We start from the raw sequence: 2,545 nt of genomic DNA, 5'->3' as shown, positions 1-2,545 counted from the left end.
GTAAGTAGTGTGTTCATGCTATATCTCCAATTTCATCAATTTAGAAGCAACGGTTATTGCTCTTTGTAACCGTGAGCAAAGAATACTTGTTGATTAAAAGTGGAAAAACACAAAACAGGTGAATTGATTGTTCTCTTAACCAGAACAATAAATTGGACTCTAACGCAGATGAATAGTCAGGGGAAAAATCGCGCTGCTTTCAAAACACGAGCATCAAACACCTTAAAAAGATCCTCACCATCATTCTTAATAGCGTTTCTCGGTTAGCAATGTTCTTAGGGAAATTAAACAAAAGGACAGTGGTAGGGCGATATTCAGAAAAAAGTTTATAAGGGGAAGCTCTTAATCATCATATTTTCCTATTAACATCATTTACCGTAATTTTCATGACTACTGTCAATTTTTTCATTCGAAAATTTTGATGATGTTCTTCAAAAGATACCCATATATCGCACTTACTGACAGCGATATATTCTCAGTCCACAACATCAAGGAAAGCTAATATGAAAAATATCATTCAGTGGATTGTAAAACCTAATCACCTTATGTTCCATGACCTTATATTGAGGTTATTCGTCGGCGGTACGATGGTCTACCATGGACAGGGAAAGCTATTCAACCTTGAAGGAACCGCTCAATTCTTTCATTCTATTGGTATAGAGCCCCCTTATTTTATGGCCGTTATTGCTTCATTTGGGGAAGTGTTTGGCGGATTGATGGTAATGCTAGGTCTCTTTACTCGTATGGGAGCCTTAGCTAATGCAGCCTCCATGGTGGTTGCAATCATCTTCCTTGGCTGGCCTAACGGATTCGATGCTCGCCAGGGTGGTATAGAATATCAGGCAACATTACTCGTTATCTTTATATTTATTGCCGTCAACGGTGCTGGTAGGTTCTCTGTTGATAAAACCCTCCATAAAAGACTCCAATAATTGTTATCCGGTGTAGCTCTTATTGGAGAACACCGGGTTACCCTTAATATTCAAGCTCATGAGAGCTCAATTAACCTTATTCTGAGGCGTCAAAATGATTACTGATTATCTTCCCAGGCAGTTGATTGCCGTTGCAGCGGGATACCAAGAAGGAAATACCCATGTTCATGTGGTAAGTGCCGAACTCTATGAAAACAACAAGCTTGGTATTTGGTTTCCCAAATCGCACACTTATTCAACTAATGACTTGATTACATTACATCTAGATAATCGAACCGGAGTCGATATATATGATGCTGAACTTGAGGTATACCGTGCATCTTATAAGGGAAAGGTAATATCAATTTCTGGTAACAGGCTCATGTTGGCGCCACTCGAAACAATGGTTTTTTATGGTAATAAATGCATCTATAAATACCAGGCCGAAGAATACACCTACCCGTGCGACACACGCCCTGAAGTTTCCCTGAAGATTAGCCCACAACAAAAAGGGATTACACCGGACGATACAGAGTTCGAGAACAAGGTTGGGGTATTGATAACTCAGGCATTAGAACAACCGCACACGACTGTCATGGCATTTTTATCATCAACTGAAGATGATATTTTCATGATCACCTACCCTAACAGTTTTAAAGGCCAACTCTTAGCAAGAGACACACACTGTATATTTGCTATCGACAACCGCAATACTTTTACTTTTGAAACACACATTGATTGGAATTACACCCTAATCAGCGCTGAGGCATTCCGAGTTGAAAAAAACTCTCAACTTTTTACTCAAGTCCAAGATTTGTTCATAGCCAAGAACCCTTGGGAAGCAGGCTTCTTTCTGGCTGATGAGATTGAGATGTATCACTTGAAATCAAAAGGTGTAGTCTGTAATCAAGCCTTGATCGCCAATCTTCTATAATGCTATCTACCGTTTGATACCTAATATTATTAACAAAGTGCGAAACAAGCAGCACGCCTGAATTAATCCGCCACCATTGAGAGTACAAGAATGGGACAGCTAGAGGATATGCATGTTTTCATACGAGTTGTGGAAACAGGCAGTATTACCAAAGCAGCAGAGCAACTGAACCTGGCCAAATCTGCAGTCAGTAAGCGTTTAAGCGAACTTGAAAACCGGTTGAACTCGAAGCTTATCAACCGTACTACCCGAAAATCCAGCCTCACAGAAGCCGGAACTCTCTATTACCAACAAGTAAAACAGATACTGGAAGAAGTAGACGAGCTAAATAACCGTATATCCTCAGCCACCCAGCACCTGGAAGGCTCTCTGAAGTTAGCCCTTCCACTCTCATTCGGCCTCAGCCAACTGGCTCCGGCTCTCGACATTTATGCCAAGAAATACCCGAACCTGAAAATCGAGACTGATTTTTCAGACAGAAAGGTCGATATCGTCGAAGAAGGCTTTGATTTGGCTTTTAGGATCGGCCATATTGAGGACTCTTCCTTTCGAGCCAGGAAAATAGCCCCGATCAAGCATGTACTCTGTGCCAGCCCTGAATACCTTGAACAACACGGTACTCCAGCCTCACTAGAGGAATTAAAAAGTCACCGATTCCTTAAGTACGGAAGTACCCCGCAGGCTGGGGTAAACTTACTGG

The 2,545-nt window shown here is 41.4% G+C and carries 3 protein-coding genes; all 3 read left to right on the top strand.

Annotated features, from left to right (window positions below):
• The first annotated feature begins 503 nt into the window (after positions 1–503).
• The gene (locus MHN01_RS24340; RefSeq protein ID WP_239413957.1) at positions 504–932 is read left to right on the top strand and encodes a DoxX family protein; all 429 of its coding nucleotides are present in this window, start codon (positions 504–506) and stop codon (positions 930–932) included.
• 94 nt (positions 933–1,026) lie between these two features.
• On the top strand, positions 1,027–1,845 hold the full coding sequence (locus MHN01_RS24335) for a hypothetical protein (RefSeq protein ID WP_239413956.1): 819 nt from the start codon (positions 1,027–1,029) through the stop codon (positions 1,843–1,845).
• Between the two features lie 90 nt (positions 1,846–1,935).
• The coding region (locus MHN01_RS24330) for a LysR family transcriptional regulator (RefSeq protein WP_239413955.1) at positions 1,936–2,545 on the top strand (610 nt) is incomplete at its 3' end.

Source organism: Photobacterium sp. OFAV2-7 (assembly GCF_022347985.1).
In the GTDB taxonomy this organism is placed as follows: domain Bacteria; phylum Pseudomonadota; class Gammaproteobacteria; order Enterobacterales; family Vibrionaceae; genus Photobacterium.
Note: the sequence above shows the minus strand (reverse complement) of the source record. Positions and strands in the feature narration are given on the sequence as shown.

Coding starts and splice junctions, on each gene's coding strand:
- MHN01_RS24340 (WP_239413957.1), top strand. CDS start 504: ATGAAAAATATCATTCAGTGGATTGTAAAACCTAATCACCTTATGTTC.
- MHN01_RS24335 (WP_239413956.1), top strand. CDS start 1,027: ATGATTACTGATTATCTTCCCAGGCAGTTGATTGCCGTTGCAGCGGGA.